Here is a 15,268-nt window from a genome sequence, read left to right as displayed (position 1 = left end):
ATGTGTCAGGATTATGTTCGCAGTAAAATTCACCGATGTTTTTACTTAGTATTTTCCATAACTTATTATCTACAATCATCTCGATTCATTTTAACAGGATTGGCTTCTAAATATTCTGTAAAAGTCTTATGGAAAGGGATATAAAGTTGCTTGTACAAACCACTCTTAAGAGGCTGACTCAAACATGAGCCAGCCCTTTTCAATTACATGTCTCATGTGGATTCGGACAGCCTACTTCCTGTCTTTCCACTTGAATCGTGCTATGTTCAATGCCAAACTGATCGTGAAGAAGTTTTTGCGCTTCTGCTAAAACTGCATCGTGATTACCGCTCGCATCTATGACAACATGGCAGCTCATTGTCAAAAAACCAGAGGTGATCGTCCAGATATGGAGGTCATGGACTTCGGAAACACTGGCCAATTCCAGCAAGGATGCTTTCACTTCATCCATATCGACTTGGTCGGGTGTGCCCTCCATTAAAATATGGAAAGAATCCCTCACTACCCTAATACCACTGATAATAATTAAAACCGCAACTATGACGCTCGCAATCGGATCTGCTATTCCCCAATCGAAAAAATAAATCAAGAGCGCGGCAGCAATTGCACCTACCGATCCAAGCATATCACCAATTACATGTAAAAAAGCACTTCGTACATTCAAATTGTCTTCCTTATCTCCGCTCATTAAAATCCAAGCCGCAATGATATTGACCAGTAAGCCGATGATTGAAATCATTAGCATTCCCAAGCTTTGCACCTCAGGGGGATCCACGAACCTCTTAATTGCCTCTATGAAAATGAATACGGATATAACGATCAAGGTCAATCCATTCAAGCAAGCAGCAATTATTTCAAAACGTTTATATCCATACGATTTCGACGATGTCGCTTTCCTTTCCCCCAACCTTATCGCTGTATAACTAAGTCCTAAAGCTGCCGCATCGCTAAGCATGTGACCTGCATCCGACAGTAAAGCCAGACTATTTGTCATGAATCCCCCAATAACCTCGACTACCATAAATGTTGAGATTAATAAGAAGGATGCCAACAATGCTTTTTTATTATTAGAATGATGGTGGTGTCCGTGCCCATGTTCATCGGAGTGACCATGATGATGTCCCATGCCATTCCTCCTCTCGGATTTGAAACTTATATATAGTATGGGATAAATCCAGAATGGTTTCAAATGATTCAGTTCGCGGTTCACTGCTGTAATAAGAGTGCAGAAAATAGGTTGGCCGTGACCGTTTTGTGTAAATCAAGAATCTGCCTTCAACCATTTTAAAGTAAAAATAAACGCTACAGAGAATTCTGCAGCGTTTTTTCCAGTTTACCCTTCCTCTTGCATCGTATCATCGACAATGGCGTATAAATCTTTATTAAACAATTCATTATTACAGACAAGATTGTGCCGTTCCCTAACTTCTTGCTCTTGACTTACCTGTTCTTTTTCCTTCATACCCTACCTCCAGCTTCATCATGTTTTGCTATTATCGTATCCCCAGGCATGTACCTTTATGCTCAACACTTCCCCATATTTCATCAATTATTAACGTATTAGGCCTGTTGTCCGCCATGGAAGGCCCGGATAATGAATTCATGCTCGGGAACTTGTAAGCTTTTATACGATAACAGGAACGATGAATTATCATAGTTTACTTTTTCAAGCTTAACCTGTATACCTTTACTTTCAATCGTAACAATGGCATAAGGAGCAACTGGTTCACCATTACAGCCAAGAGATCCTGGGTTAAGGAATATCGTTCGGTCATTTCTAAAAAGATGGATAGGGTGATGATGTCCAAATCCAATTAAATCGTGATGATGATCTTTAAATAGCATTTCTAAGTTATTTAAATTCGGTTCAACGATTTTACTAAAAGGATTATGGCTTATGTGCTCATCCAATTTCTTCGATTCCATGTGATAATGTGTGAAGTAAACGGAGTGATCATTAATGATATGCTGTATGGTACGAGGCAATTTCTCCAGTTTGGTTATGAAATTCCGATGCATTCTTTCAGCTATCCATTCATGATGCTCCTTTACATGAATATGACCGTCCGGATGCGGCTCCCCGTTAATGATGGCCAGGACCGCTTCATCATGATTTCCAGTTATCATCGACAAATCATTTCGTGCAAATAATAGCTCAAGGACTTCATTTGTATCCGGGCCAATCCCAACCATATCTCCTAAACAATAGATATGATCTATATCGTCCCTTTGATCAATAACTCTTAAAACGGCTTTTAACGCTGAAGCATTACCATGCACATCCGTTATAATGGCCACTTTCATGACTAAGTTCAGCTCCCTTCCCCCATAATCCGCATGGTATATTATAACATTTTAAACGAAATCAAAAAAATATTCGGGCTTATTCCCCTGATTTGCCGACGCCCATTTTTTATGAATAAGCAAACACTTCGGCCTATAATACATAGTATGAAGTATTCCCGGTAAGATGTTTTGCTAGGTATGCAATTCCATAATATGTATGAGGAGGAAATTGAATGGGTGGACATAGAAATGAATGTTGTGACGACGGTTGCGGCGGTTTCGATAACGGGTTTGCACTGCTGATCGTATTATTTATCTTGTTAATTATCATTGGATGCAGCTGGGGATTCGGCGGTGGTGGTGGCGGCTATGGTGGCGGCTACGGTGGCGGCTACGGTGGATTCTGCTAATATTGGCATAATGAAAAAGGCGCCTGATCATGGCGCCTTCTTTGTCATTGATTGACTTTTAGTTTTTGTCTTTGTTTTTGAGTCTTCATAATGAACCAAATAAGTATAAGTGCGATGGGGATAAGCAAGAAATTAGCATATTGTGAAAAGATGGCTCCTGCCTGCTCCCATTTCGGTCCTAACTTATACCCTAGATAAACATAAACACTTGTAACAGGAAGCATCGCCATATAGGTATATAAAATGAATTTCCAAATACTCATTTTCAATATTCCGCATGGCAGCGAGACAGCGGTACGAATTCCTGGTACAAACCGTCCAAAGAAGGCAATTCCCCCACCATACCTTTCAAAAAAGCGGTCAGCCTTGTTCAACTGCTCATCTTTGATCAAAAAGTATTTCCCAAACTTTAATACAAGCGGTCTCCCGCCATACTTACCTAAAGCATAAAGCGTCAATGGGCCCGTTACCCCACCAAGCGAACCGGCAAGTATAGTCAAATATAGATTCATATCACCTTGATAAACCCAGTATCCGGCTAGTGGCAAGACTATTTCAGCAGGAATGAATTCAAAAGTCAAAGCTAGCAACACACCGAAATAGGATAAAGATTTAAACGCTTCAATCATATCCATTATTAAAGTTTCCATGGAGGTTTCCCCTTTTCTACCTTTTATTACATATGAAAAGGGGTACTCCCAAATTGAATACGGGCACCCCATGATTTCAAAAAGTTCATTTTCCATTGTATCACAAATTCACTCACAATCTTCCATAATGTAAGTTTTCGGTAGTTTACCATGGGAATCAATAATGATCAAATTGGTCCCTTCCGCTAGTTCTCAAATCATAAAGGGGGTGGAAAGCCTACTCAATCCATCCTCCATTTGTTTTTTTGCATCTTTCATCATGCCATCAAGTAATTCCTTAACCGTGGGTATATTGTCAATCAATCCGGCAACCTGGCCGCTGTTCATAAAACCATTGTTAACATCCCCGTTCATTGCACCATTAATATGATGGACTTCTGAGGTCATTTCACGATAATTCATAGGGGACAGTCCTTGTTTTTCCAAATCCAGAACTTTTTCCGTGTATGGGTCCTTCAATACTCTTCTGACCTGTCCAACGGATCTGCCCAATATAAACGTATCATCACCCATCGCATCGATTAATTTCTGTTTATATGATGGATGGAACGGTGCCTCTTGTGTAGCGATCAGCCTGGTTCCCAACTGGACCCCTGAAGCTCCAAGCATCAATGCAGCTGCCACCCCCTGTCCATTGCCGATTCCGCCAGCTGCCAAAACTGGCAGCGTCACATGCTTGCTAATTTGCGGAATGAGTGTAAAGGTCGTCAATTCCAGGTTCGAATTGATGCCGGCAGCTTCAAACCCTTCTGCAACCAACACATCCGCCCCTGCAGCTTGCGCTTTTTGCGCGTGCTTGACCGATGCAACGATGGCTATCACTTTTATATTCTTTTTTTGCAATAATGGAATGAAAGGGGCAGGATTTCCTGCAGATAAGGATACTACAGGTATATCATGCTTAAAGACAAGATTGATTAACTCATCTGTATATGGACTAACATTGATTGGAATGTTCAATGAGAAATTGTTATTGGTTTTACCTTTGGTTTCGAGAATGATGGCTTCTACCTGTTCGGGATTCATGGTACCGCACCCTATTGTCCCTAGGCCCCCTGCATTGGATACTGCTGCCGCAAGACTTGCATTGCTTATATTCCCCATGCCGCCTTGAATAATTGGGTATTTTATTGAAAAAAGTCCACAAATATATTTCACTTTAATCCCTCCCTGTCCAATTAATGTTATACTATACTCATTAGAAAAACAATTCTGACTTTTTCAAAAGGAGCGAGACTATGATTATTCCGTACAATAATAAGAAACCCTCTATTCACGAAACCGTTTTCATTGCACCCGGCGCTCATTTAATCGGTGATATTTCGATTGGGAAAGAATCAACCATTTGGTTTAACTCCGTTCTGCGCGGTGATGAAGATTCAATCACAATAGGAGAAAAATGCAGTATTCAAGATAATTCCACCATTCATTTATTTGAAGGATGCCCAGTTGTCATTGAAGACGAAGTGACTGTCGGTCATAACGTTATCCTACATGGTTGTAAAATTGGCAAACGATCCATTATCGGTATGGGTTCAACGATATTGGATAATGTAGAAATCGGCGAGGAATGCATTGTCGGGGCGAATACATTGATTTCCTCCGGGAAAAGCATACCTCCACGTTCGCTGGTTGTTGGCTCGCCAGGGAAAGTGGTTCGCAGATTGAATGATAAAGATCTTGAATTGATCCAACTTTCGATTGATACATATGTTCAAAAAGGAAAGGACTTCAAAGGGATACTTGAATAATTATCACAAAGGGAATTTCCCCGTTGTCTTTAGTTGACTATAATAATGTAGAAAAGAGCTTCGGCAAGTCGTCATTAGCAACTGGCTGAAGCTCTTTTTCACTTGATGATAAGAGGATGATCTTTAGCATCATAGGTTTCGTCTTTCCGGCATATATCATTGTTTTCCTGAAATACGCTTTCAAAGAAACGGCTAGCTGGTTCAGCCAAGACTTGATAATACTGGCTAAATAAAAGAGCAGCATGATTCCCGTTCCACTTTGAAGGCAACAGTTCCTTTGGCAGGCCCGGATCGATAAATAAAAACTTACGGTATTCATGCACCAAGTTCGTTCGTTCCACAAAGCAATCAGCATCGGACATTTCCCCCCTGCTAATGATGCTTTGATGAACGATGAATTGTTTGCTGTATTTCTCGATGAATTCTTCATATTTATTTTCAATCTCTTCTAAATGCCAGCTTTTCTCGACAAGTGATTGGTTTTCTTTTGGGCCCTTGTACTCCGAAATAAAAAAGTCTACATACTCATTAATGTCATATTTCTCGATCAAACGATGGATTTGTTTCTCCAAATCATTAGGGGAAATCCAACAACCACTGGAAAAACTGCCAAACCCGCTCCATATTAACTCTTTACGGAAATCATCCCGTAATTGCCGCTTATCTTCAGGAATCGTGTACATTAAGACACGCCATTTTCCGTCCCAATCATTTGGTTTCATCTTATATATGCGATTGGCCGCTTCATCCATTCGCTGTACACCGCGATCGGTCAAAAAGTAATAGCTTTTATTTCCCTGCTTCTCAGACTGAATCCACCCTTGCTTGACCATTCGTGAAACGGCTACACGTACGCCCTGCTCATTATGACCGAATTCCTTTAATAACCGAATTAAACTGCCTATCCAGATTTTACTTCCATAGTTACGGATATAATCGCCGTAAATCGTAAAAATCATGGATTGCGTATTAGTTCCTATTTTTCTCACCTCATTCTCACATTGTTACTAATTTCACACGGACGACATAATTATTATTATATCTTTTTAAAATGAAACCGCAATATTATTTACCCGTAAAATGCGTTTTCCTTCGTTCACTAAATGCTTGGAGTGCTTCCAATCTGTCTTGAGTCGGGATGGTCAATTCATAGGCTTTTCCCTCTATGGCCATTCCAGTTTGCAAGTCTGTATTCATTCCTTGGGTAATCGCATATTTGGCTTGTTTGACTGCAATCGGCCCATTTTTCATGATATCGGCTGCCAATTCCTCACAGACTGACATAAGTTGATCCCTTGGCACGACCTTCAAAAGGATCCCTAATCGACATGCCTCTTCCGCAGTCAATTTTTTAGCAGTGAATATTAATTCCTTCGCTTTCATTTCCCCAATCAACCTAGGCAGCCGCTGTGTACCGCCTGCTCCAGGAATAATGGCCCAGCTAGTTTCAGTGAGCCCCAAAGAAACACCTTCTGCAGCAATTGCAAAGTCACATGAAAGCAGCCATTCAAATCCTCCCCCCAATGCATATCCATTGACGGCAGCTATCGTTGGTTGCGGTAGCCCTGCAATACTATTAAAAACATCCCGAATCGATTTAACGTTCCTTCTTACCTCCGCATCAGACAAAGTCTTCCTTTCCTTCAAATCCGCTCCTGCGCTGAATGCTTTTTCCCCTGCACCCGTGAAAATGACTACACGGATATCGTCGTCGGCATAAACTGCATCGATGACTTCCTGCAGTTCAGAAAGTGTCCCATAGTCGAAGCAATTCAATACGTCGGGTCGATTCACTGTTATATAGCCGATTTGATTTTCCACTTTATAAATGACATTTGACATGTGTCTTCCCCCTTTTTTAAATATGCCCCTTATGCAAGCACAACTAATAAGGGCCATCATCCATCATTTTCAATATTTTCTATAATGGCGGATATCCCCTGGCCGACACCGACACACATCGTTGCAAGACCATATCGTACATTCCGCTTTTTCATTTCATGAACAAGTGTTGTTAAAATACGCGCCCCGCTTGCACCGAGCGGATGGCCAAACGCTATTGCCCCGCCGTTGACATTCACTTTCTCCTGATCCAATTTCAATTGGCGGATGCACTCCAAGGATTGGGAAGCAAATGCTTCATTCAATTCCACTAGCCCGATGTCTTCAATCGTCAAGCTTGCCCTGTCCAATGCTTTTTTAGTGGCATGAATCGGGCCAAGGCCCATAATGGACGGTTCTAATCCCGCTACCGCCCCTACAACATATTTGGCCAGAGGTTTCAATCCAAGCTCCCGTGCTTTTTCTGCACTCATCAAAAGTAATGCCGAGGCTCCATCATTTACGCCTGAAGCATTACCGGCCGTTATAGTGCCGTCTTTAAAGATCGGTTTGAGTTTTTCCAACTTTTCGATGGTCGTGTCAGGACGAGGGTGTTCATCCTTCTCGACAATGACTTCATTCCCTTTACGATCCGTATATCGAACAGGTACGATTTCATTAATGAAACGCTCATTTTCCACTGCTTTTTTCGCTTTTTGCTGGCTTTGATACGCGAATTGATCTTGGTCCTCCCTTGAAACCGAAAAACGCCGGGCGACATTTTCAGCCGTTTGAGGCATCGAATCCGTGCCATACATATCTTTAAGTTTCTCATTCGTGAAGCGCCATCCGATCGTTGTATCCTGAAGCTCCATTGACCCCCGCGGAAATTCACTCTCAGGTTTGGCCATGACGTACGGCGCCCTTGTCATGCTTTCGGTACCGCCTGCGATATAAATATCGCCTTCACCTACAGCAATGGAGCGTGCAGCATACATGACGGCATCCAGTCCTGATCCACACAAACGATTTATTGTCGTTCCAGCCACATTCACCGGAAGACCAGCTAAAAGGGCGGACATCCGGGCCACATCGCGATTATCCTCTCCTGCTTGATTTGCATTCCCGAAGATGACATCTTCAATTTGATCTGGCGGCAGCTCTGGATTGCGATCGGTCAGCGCCTTGATTACAATTGCACCGAGGTCATCCGGGCGAACGCTTTTCAAAGCTCCTTTATATCTTCCGATTGGTGTTCTCACAGCATCAATAATCACAACATCCTTCATTTCTTCACCAGCTCGCCATCTTTTGTATAATCGTACACACCTTTACCTGTCTTACGGCCGAGCCTGCCAGCTTTAACATACTGTTCAAGAAGGGGGGCCGGGCGGTATTTTTCACCAAGTTTACTATGTAAATATTTTAAATTATTCAAACGGGCATCCAATCCCACCAAATCACCTAGCTCAAATGGTCCCATTGGGTAATTCAGCCCTAACTTTATTGCCTTATCGATTTCTTCTGGTGTACCTAAACCTTCTTGAAGCATAAAGAACGCTTCATTACCAACCAAACAGCTGATCCTGCTGGTTACAAACCCAGGGAATTCATTAATGACCACGGTTTCTTTTCCCATTTTCCCGGCAACCTCTTTTATTATGGCTGCCGTTTCATCGCTGGTTTCAAGACCACGTACAATTTCAACGAGTGGCATTTTTTGTACAGGATTGAAAAAATGCATGGCAATCGTTTTTTCGGGACGCTTTCCATAAGAACCAATCTCCGTAGGGCTCATCGTCGAAGTGTTGGTTGCAAAGTAGCAGTCCTCTTTTGCGTGCTCTTCAATCGTTTCGAAGACGGCTCTCTTAATTTCTGCCTTTTCCGGAACTGCTTCTATGATTAAGTCGGCATATGCTGCTGATTCTTTCAAATTGGAAGAATACGAAAATCTGCTTTTTGCTGCTGCCGCCTCTTCCTGGGTGATTTTTTGGTAGCGCACACCCTTCTCAAAAATGGTATCGATCTCTATTCTTGCACTTTCCAGTGCATCTTGATTCACATCCACCAATACTACATTGAAGCCTCCTGTTGCTCCTACATAGGCTATTCCCCTGCCCATGACACCAGATCCGACAATCACTAGATTTCTAATCATTCGTTCATTCCTCCTTCAAAAATAAATAGGGGCTGGCTACCGTGAATCAGATCAGCATTCATCCATTTCTGAATTACTTCTCCGACATACCGTTCAGCCAGCCGCCTATTTTATGTTTTATTAAATTCCAAAGGGATTTAAGGGACGGCTACCATGATAGGAAATGATGCTTTTCGTTTCTGTATAAAGATCAAGTGTTTCAATACAAAGTTCCCGGCCGAATCCTGACTGTTTATAGCCTCCGAATGGTGTTCCAGGAAATGCGGAGAATGGGCAATTCACCATGACGATTCCCGCTTCGATTTGATTTGCCACTCGAGTCGCACGCCCGCCATCCTTTGTCCAAAGCGCTGACCCCAAACCGAATTCGGTATCATTCGCGAGTCTTACGGCCTCTTTTTCATCTTTGAATTTCATAATGACAACGACCGGTCCGAATATTTCCTCTTTCACTACATTCATTTCATGATTGACATTCGCTATGACCGTCGGCTCATACCAATAACCGCTTTCGAAGCCTTCAATAACCGCTGGTTTTCCTCCTGTCAGGATTTCCGCTCCATCAGCAATGGCAGATTGTACATAATTGTCGATGACATCCAATTGCCCTTGATCTATGACTGCACCAACATGTGTTTCTTTGTCGAGTGGATTGCCCAATTTCAATTTCTTTGTTTTTTCTACGAATCTGGCAACGAACTCATCGTATATCTCTTCGTGTACATATAAACGGGATCTAGCTTCGCAAGATTGCCCAGTATTGTAGAAAATTCCATATAGTGATCCATCGATAGCTGCTTCAAGGTCCGCGTCTTCAAAGACAATATTAGGGGACTTTCCGCCAAGCTCCAATGTCACCCTTTTTAATGTTTGTGAAGCTTTGCCCATGAGATCCCTGCCGATTGGCGTAGAACCTGTAAAGGCCACCTTATTCACTTTCGGATGCTCGACAAGGTAATTCCCTACATCCGATCCAGGACCTGGAATGACATTGACCACACCGGAAGGAACACCAGCTTCTAAACAGATTTCCCCTAATACAATGGCAGTCAGCGGCGTTAACGAAGCTGGCTTGACAATGACTGAACAGCCAACTGCAATTGCAGGTGCAATTTTCCAAGCTGCCATCATCATAGGGTAATTCCAAGGAATGATTTGAGCACAAACACCTACTGGCTCTTTTTCCGTATAGTTATGGAATTGACCAGGTACATTATTGACAGATCCGCGGTGTGCAACTAAAGCGCCTGCATAAAACTCGAAATCTTCAATTGCCTGCATGACTTGGCCTTGTGCTGCAGAAATGGATTTGCCGCTGTTCAGAACCTCCAATTCTACCAATTCATTAAAGCGTGAACGCATGATTGCTGCAATTTTGTTCAAAACACGAGACCGTTTATTAATCGGAGTTTTCTTCCATTTCCCGTTATCAAATGCTTCACGTGCAGCTTGAACAGCTTTTTCTGCATCTTCCTTTGTAGCCTTGGCAACCTTGGCAATGATTTCACCAGTTGCAGGATTGTACGCATCAATCGTGGTACCATCAGAGCTTTCCACTCTTTCTCCATTAATGATCAGATGATAATAATCACGCTTCATTTCCGCTTTTTCAAATGCCGCCTCTTGAACTCTAACCATGTAATCCCACTCCCTTTTCTATATTACTTGCCTATGAATTGAGCTTTCCTTTTTTCAGTGAATGCTGCCACACCTTCTGCATAGTCCTTCGTTAAGCCAGCAATTCGCTGACCCTCCGCTTCTTCTTTTAAGTATTCGTCCAATGAAAGGTGATAGGACGCCTCTAAGTATCTTTTGATTAAACCGATTGCTTTCGTTGGTTTGTTTGCGATATTCTCAGCAAAGGCTTTCAATTGCTCATTCCATTTTTCCACACCGATCACTTTTGTAGCGAGCCCGATATTTTTCGCCTCGCTAGACGTGACCTTTTCCCCCAATAAAGATAATTCCAAGGCTTTCGCATGACCAACGATCCGCGAAAGGTAATACAGATTCCCCGAATCAGGTATCAATCCGATATTGACAAAAGCATTTAAAAAACTGGCTTTTTCGGAAACAAGCCGGAAATCGCATGCCAGTGCCAGGCTGAAGCCAGCCCCTGCAGCCACTCCATTGACTGCTGCAATGATCGGTTTTTCACAGTTTGCTATTTGCTGCATCATCGGACCGTAGTTTTCGCGCAGCATCTGGCCTAAATTCATGCCCTCATCAACATCCGATAAATCTTGCCCCGAACAAAAGGCCCTGCCTTCTCCTGTAATGATAATGGCCCGCACTTCATCTGACCCCGCAGATATTTTGATCGCTTTCTGTATTTCCTTATTCATTTGGGACGTAAAGGCATTTAGTTTATCAGGACGGTTCAAAGTAAGCCAAGCCACTCCATTTTCAACCCTATATTTAATGGTTTCGTACATAGAGCACCCCTTATCCGCCTGTAAAATCCGGCTCTCTTTTTTCTACAAATGCTTTCATTCCTTCTTTTTGGTCCTCTGATGCAAAAAGAATATAGAAGTTCTTCCGTTCAAATTGCATGCCCTCATATAAGGGGTAATCAACGGCTTTATTGACGGATTCTTTAATCAGCCTTACAGCTAACGGGGGTTGCTTCGCTATCTTTCTAGCAAAATCAACCGCTTGTTCCATTAACAATTCAGGAGCAACAATCTTATTAATGAAACCATATTGCAGGGCTGTCTTTGCCTTTATCCTTTCAGCCGTCAATATCCATTCAAGTGCCTTCGTCTTCCCTACCAATTTCGTCAACCTTTGGGTCCCCCCTGCACCAGGCATGACCCCTAGTGTCACTTCCGGAAAGGAAAACTGGGTATCGCTGGCGGCAATCAAGAAATCGCAGGATAAAGCAAGTTCAAAACCACCACCGAATACAAAACTTTTCACCGCACCAATCACAGGCTTCTTGACTAGGCTTATTCGATCCCAATCGGCAAATTGGTTCGTTAACTCCATACTGATTGGATTGTCGTTCACCATCTCGTCAATATCAGCTCCAGCGGAAAATGCTTTCCCATTTCCCGATAGCAAGATCACCTTCACTTGTGTGTCCCGGTCGAATTCTTCCATGGTTGAAACTATTTCCCTAACCATTTTCCTGTTAAGGGCATTCAGTTGCTTCGGCCGATTTAAAGAGATATAACCAATGCCATCCGCGATTGACGTTTCAATGAATTGAAGCGCATTCATTTTATTTCTTCGCCGATCATCATCGTTACAAGTTTCCCGGCAAAGCCCATTAAATCTTTCCCTGATGCTTTGCCTTCAGGAGAACGCATTCCTTTTTGCAGTGCATCATGGTCTTCATAATACATTTCACAAAGAATGTGATACTCAGAGTCTTTGCCCATCGGTGTCCCGACTATTTTAGTGACCTCCATTTTTTGAAGACCAGGAATTTTTTCCGTTATCGGACCATGTACATTGAAGTAGTGCTCATCGAATTCTTCCTTGTTTTCAGGTTGTTTATAAAGGGCGATTAGTTTTACCATTTTAGAAAACCTCCATTTTATTAGATTATTTTTATCATCGGTTTCATCGCTTCGAACGGATTTTTGCATGCCTTACAATATAAAATGCTGCGGCAGGCCGTTGGACCGAAGATATTTTCCATCGTGACATATGTAGATTCACAATATGGGCAATCCACATGCCATGATCCATCACTTTTCATTTGTCGAGGAGGAGGGGATATTCCGAAAACCTTCAATCCAGCTTTCCCCTTTTCCGTAATTCGATCGGATGTCCAGGAAGGGGAACGTAAAAATTCCACACTTACATTTTTTACGGCAGGCAGCTGTCGAAGGGCTGTTTCCACATTCTTTTGAATGATTGACAATGCCGGGCACCCAAGAAAAGTTGGCAGCATTTTTACCGAAACGTCCTGGCCTGAAACCGTCACGTCTTCAACCATCCCTAAATCCAGAATACTTACTGTATCGATTTCGGGATCTTTAACGTCTTCCAGGAGTTTATATATTTCTTCTGTGTTTAACTGTACGGTCGACATGATACCCCTCCCCTTTTCTATTGATTCACCATGAAGCTGCTCTATCTGTAGCGTACACTTCGCTTAACGTTTCTAACGCCTTTTCCAAATCCTCCGTATGCTGGCCATTACGACCATCACCTCTTGCCATGCCTATTTCAATTGTTGCTGCCAAGCCAACACTTTCAAAAATTGGGGTGATAGCCTCGATCCACTTCTTCTGTAAGTCAGCTTCGCCTTCTATCAAGCCAAGCTCCACCATTTCCTCACCATATTGTCCAAGTGAAAATACGCCAGCGAAATCCGGCATCGTTTTCTCAATCGCAGCCTTCATTCTCAAAGCCGCTTCTTCGTGACCAGATCCCAGCAATTGGACGAACCAGGTTTTCCAGTGCATCAAATGATAGTAAAGTTCCATTTGTACCTTTTGTGCCACTTCAGCAAGCGGTTCATATGAACATGAATGAAGGGACTGAACCTTAATTGCTTTGGCTTGGGTATAAAAATAATTCCGCACTACCGCAAACGCCCAATCATAATCCGGGTCTTTCATATAGTAACCAGGACCATTGACCAATTCGAGAATGATCGCATTGCGCCGTTCCTTGGCGGGACGGTCATGAGCCAGCTTATCCGCATCCCCTTCACCGAGTTCATCAAGTAACTTATAATAAATGGCTGCATGCCCCATCGTGTCTTGGGATATCGAGGCGGATGCAACATCTTCTTCGATATGCGGTGCGAGTCCCAACCATTCTGCACCACGGTATGAATGGATGAAGTCATCGTCCGCCAGATGAAGCAGCAATTCCTTGATTGCGATGTCCTTCAATGATTCATTCCTCATTTTTCACACCTCCAGCCCAAGACATTATCTCTTTTTCATCGAGCATTCCCTGCTCATACTTCCTCCATTTTTTCTTTAAATACCCGTACCCTTTTGTGGTCCTGTAGTCTTTATTATCGATACGTTGAAGCGTTTTCTTTTCCTCGGCCGTCATTTTCCGTATATTCCGTCTTTTCACGACCCAGATATCATCAACCGCTTCACGTCTCATGAAGTTTTCTTGTGCCATCATGATGGCGATATCCTCATTCGGGGCGAGCAGGCTGAAGTGGTATTGAACGGGTGATGATTGCGTTTTACGGCTGAATACTTCAAATTCTTCAAAGTAATTTCCTTGCCTAGTTTCCATATCGTCCTTCCCCCTCCCTTAAATGACCTTTGGCGCCAATGCCTCGCGTACCCATTTATTTTTTTCATAAGAATTTCTTCGAAGACTTAAGCGATCCTGCGAACGGGGACCTTCATTCCTTGCGAACACCTTCAATTTCCCCCAATCGGGTTGTTGGTAAATCCAGGTTTCAGACTCTTTGTCAAACCTAAGCGTTTCATCTGGAATGGTAAAGCCAAGTGAAAGGATCCGCTTCACATATTTTGAAAAAAAAGCTTGGCGAAGTTCTTCATTCGTACTGGTTCTGATTTTGTACTTAATCGTAATATCCTGTTTGGATGTGCCCACTTCTTTCTTACTGGGAGGTCCAAAGAAAAGTAATAAAGATTCCCACCAATAATTGATGGAGTCTTGAACCAATTTCCTTTGTTCTTCCGTCCCTTCAGCCAAAGCCATGATTATCGCTTCACCATGCTGCGCGTGAAAAACTTCTTCCGCGCAAATCCTCTGTAATGCCCGGGCATAAGGCCCGTATGAGGCGCCAAGCATGTTCGTCTGGGAAATGATGGCTGCACCATCAACCAGCCAGCCAATCAATCCAGCATCGCCCCAGGATTTGGCTTCCATATGGAAAACATTATGAAACTTTAAATCTCCTTTAAACAAATCTTGCATGAGGTCATCCCGTTTTTTACTGTAAGGCTTTAGCAAATCCTCGGCGACCCGAAGCAATAATTGCCCATGCCCCATTTCATCCTGCACCTTTGCCATGATTCCAAGTTTCCTATTTAAAGTCGGGGCTTTAGGTACCCATTCCTTTTCCGGAAGCGCTCCCATGATTTCACTGATGCCATGCATCGATATTAACTTGATGAGTGTGCCCCGGTAATCTTCCGGCATCCAATCATCCGCTTCTATCTTTTCTCCTGCTTCGATTCTGGCAATAAATTGGTTTAGTTTTTCTTGTTCTGCCATATCATTTAAAAGAACGTTCAT

The 15,268-nt window shown here is 42.8% G+C and carries 19 protein-coding genes; 2 read left to right on the top strand and 17 right to left on the bottom strand.

What is annotated here, in order from left to right; translation table 11 throughout:
- Nucleotides 1–199: 199 nt before the first annotated feature.
- From N9I19_RS05470 to N9I19_RS05460, 3 genes are all read right to left on the bottom strand, one after another.
- Nucleotides 200–1,126 carry a cation diffusion facilitator family transporter gene (locus N9I19_RS05470; RefSeq protein ID WP_284471585.1) on the bottom strand — a complete coding sequence of 309 codons (927 nt, stop codon included), beginning with the start codon at nt 1,124–1,126 and terminating at the stop codon, nt 200–202.
- A 207-nt stretch (nt 1,127–1,333) separates the two neighbouring features.
- A complete protein-coding gene (locus N9I19_RS05465; RefSeq protein ID WP_317777201.1) occupies nt 1,334–1,462 on the bottom strand; it encodes a hypothetical protein in 129 nt (42 codons plus the stop codon).
- 98 nt (nt 1,463–1,560) lie between these two features.
- Nucleotides 1,561–2,304: a metallophosphoesterase family protein gene (locus N9I19_RS05460; RefSeq protein ID WP_317777200.1), complete on the bottom strand. Its 744-nt coding sequence runs from the start codon at nt 2,302–2,304 to the stop codon at nt 1,561–1,563.
- A 215-nt stretch (nt 2,305–2,519) separates the two neighbouring features.
- Between N9I19_RS05460 and N9I19_RS05455 the strand changes: the two genes are divergently transcribed.
- Nucleotides 2,520–2,696: a YjcZ family sporulation protein gene (locus N9I19_RS05455; RefSeq protein WP_317777199.1), complete on the top strand. Its 177-nt coding sequence runs from the start codon at nt 2,520–2,522 to the stop codon at nt 2,694–2,696.
- A 44-nt stretch (nt 2,697–2,740) separates the two neighbouring features.
- Here the strand turns inward: N9I19_RS05455 and N9I19_RS05450 are convergent, their stop codons facing one another.
- Together N9I19_RS05450 and N9I19_RS05445 are read right to left on the bottom strand one after the other, a co-directional pair.
- Nucleotides 2,741–3,346 (bottom strand): DedA family protein, encoded by a 606-nt coding sequence (locus N9I19_RS05450; RefSeq protein WP_317777198.1) that lies wholly within the window; start codon nt 3,344–3,346, stop codon nt 2,741–2,743.
- Nucleotides 3,347–3,538: 192 nt separating this feature from the next.
- On the bottom strand, nt 3,539–4,504 hold the full coding sequence (locus N9I19_RS05445; RefSeq protein WP_317777197.1) for an NAD(P)H-dependent flavin oxidoreductase: 966 nt from the start codon (nt 4,502–4,504) through the stop codon (nt 3,539–3,541).
- An 80-nt stretch (nt 4,505–4,584) separates the two neighbouring features.
- Here N9I19_RS05445 and N9I19_RS05440 point away from each other — a divergent pair, with 80 nt between their 5' ends.
- A complete protein-coding gene (locus tag N9I19_RS05440; RefSeq protein WP_289320894.1) occupies nt 4,585–5,097 on the top strand; it encodes a gamma carbonic anhydrase family protein in 513 nt (170 codons plus the stop codon).
- Between the two features lie 98 nt (nt 5,098–5,195).
- Here N9I19_RS05440 and paaX read toward each other — a convergent pair whose 3' ends face one another.
- The 12 genes from paaX to paaA form a co-directional block, all read right to left on the bottom strand.
- On the bottom strand, nt 5,196–6,077 hold the full coding sequence (paaX, locus tag N9I19_RS05435; RefSeq protein ID WP_155727507.1) for a phenylacetic acid degradation operon negative regulatory protein PaaX: 882 nt from the start codon (nt 6,075–6,077) through the stop codon (nt 5,196–5,198).
- An 85-nt stretch (nt 6,078–6,162) separates the two neighbouring features.
- Nucleotides 6,163–6,939 (bottom strand): enoyl-CoA hydratase-related protein, encoded by a 777-nt coding sequence (locus N9I19_RS05430; RefSeq protein ID WP_317777196.1) that lies wholly within the window; start codon nt 6,937–6,939, stop codon nt 6,163–6,165.
- A gap of 56 nt (nt 6,940–6,995) precedes the next feature.
- Nucleotides 6,996–8,207, bottom strand: coding sequence for an acetyl-CoA C-acyltransferase (locus N9I19_RS05425; protein ID WP_317777195.1), 1,212 nt, complete (start codon nt 8,205–8,207; stop codon nt 6,996–6,998).
- On the bottom strand, nt 8,204–9,076 hold the full coding sequence (locus N9I19_RS05420) for a 3-hydroxyacyl-CoA dehydrogenase (protein WP_061461914.1): 873 nt from the start codon (nt 9,074–9,076) through the stop codon (nt 8,204–8,206). The genes N9I19_RS05425 and N9I19_RS05420 overlap by 4 nt, the downstream gene beginning before the upstream one ends.
- Before the next feature lie 120 nt (nt 9,077–9,196).
- Nucleotides 9,197–10,714 carry an aldehyde dehydrogenase family protein gene (locus N9I19_RS05415; RefSeq protein WP_317777194.1) on the bottom strand — a complete coding sequence of 506 codons (1,518 nt, stop codon included), beginning with the start codon at nt 10,712–10,714 and terminating at the stop codon, nt 9,197–9,199.
- Between the two features lie 23 nt (nt 10,715–10,737).
- Complete coding sequence (locus tag N9I19_RS05410) at nt 10,738–11,511, bottom strand: enoyl-CoA hydratase-related protein (protein ID WP_317777193.1); 774 nt, start codon at nt 11,509–11,511, stop codon at nt 10,738–10,740.
- 10 nt (nt 11,512–11,521) lie between these two features.
- On the bottom strand, nt 11,522–12,298 hold the full coding sequence (locus N9I19_RS05405; RefSeq protein WP_089364442.1) for an enoyl-CoA hydratase/isomerase family protein: 777 nt from the start codon (nt 12,296–12,298) through the stop codon (nt 11,522–11,524).
- Nucleotides 12,295–12,600: an EthD family reductase gene (locus N9I19_RS05400; protein WP_098372584.1), complete on the bottom strand. Its 306-nt coding sequence runs from the start codon at nt 12,598–12,600 to the stop codon at nt 12,295–12,297. Before N9I19_RS05400 ends, N9I19_RS05405 begins: the two co-directional genes overlap by 4 nt.
- Before the next feature lie 20 nt (nt 12,601–12,620).
- Nucleotides 12,621–13,118 carry a 1,2-phenylacetyl-CoA epoxidase subunit PaaD gene (paaD, locus tag N9I19_RS05395; RefSeq protein ID WP_176432024.1) on the bottom strand — a complete coding sequence of 166 codons (498 nt, stop codon included), beginning with the start codon at nt 13,116–13,118 and terminating at the stop codon, nt 12,621–12,623.
- 25 nt (nt 13,119–13,143) lie between these two features.
- The gene (gene paaC / locus N9I19_RS05390; RefSeq protein ID WP_317777192.1) at nt 13,144–13,944 is read right to left on the bottom strand and encodes a 1,2-phenylacetyl-CoA epoxidase subunit PaaC; all 801 of its coding nucleotides are present in this window, start codon (nt 13,942–13,944) and stop codon (nt 13,144–13,146) included.
- Complete coding sequence (gene paaB / locus N9I19_RS05385) at nt 13,934–14,293, bottom strand: 1,2-phenylacetyl-CoA epoxidase subunit PaaB (protein WP_034314912.1); 360 nt, start codon at nt 14,291–14,293, stop codon at nt 13,934–13,936. The genes paaC and paaB overlap by 11 nt, the downstream gene beginning before the upstream one ends.
- Before the next feature lie 18 nt (nt 14,294–14,311).
- Nucleotides 14,312–15,268, bottom strand: a complete 957-nt coding sequence (gene paaA / locus N9I19_RS05380) for a 1,2-phenylacetyl-CoA epoxidase subunit PaaA (protein ID WP_089364446.1) — start codon at nt 15,266–15,268, stop codon at nt 14,312–14,314.

The sequence above is a fragment of the Peribacillus sp. CSMR9 genome, from assembly GCF_033141925.1.
Lineage (GTDB): Bacteria > Bacillota > Bacilli > Bacillales > DSM-1321 > Peribacillus > Peribacillus simplex_A.
The sequence above is the reverse complement of the archived record's forward strand: the minus strand, read 5'-3'. Positions and strand labels throughout refer to the sequence as shown.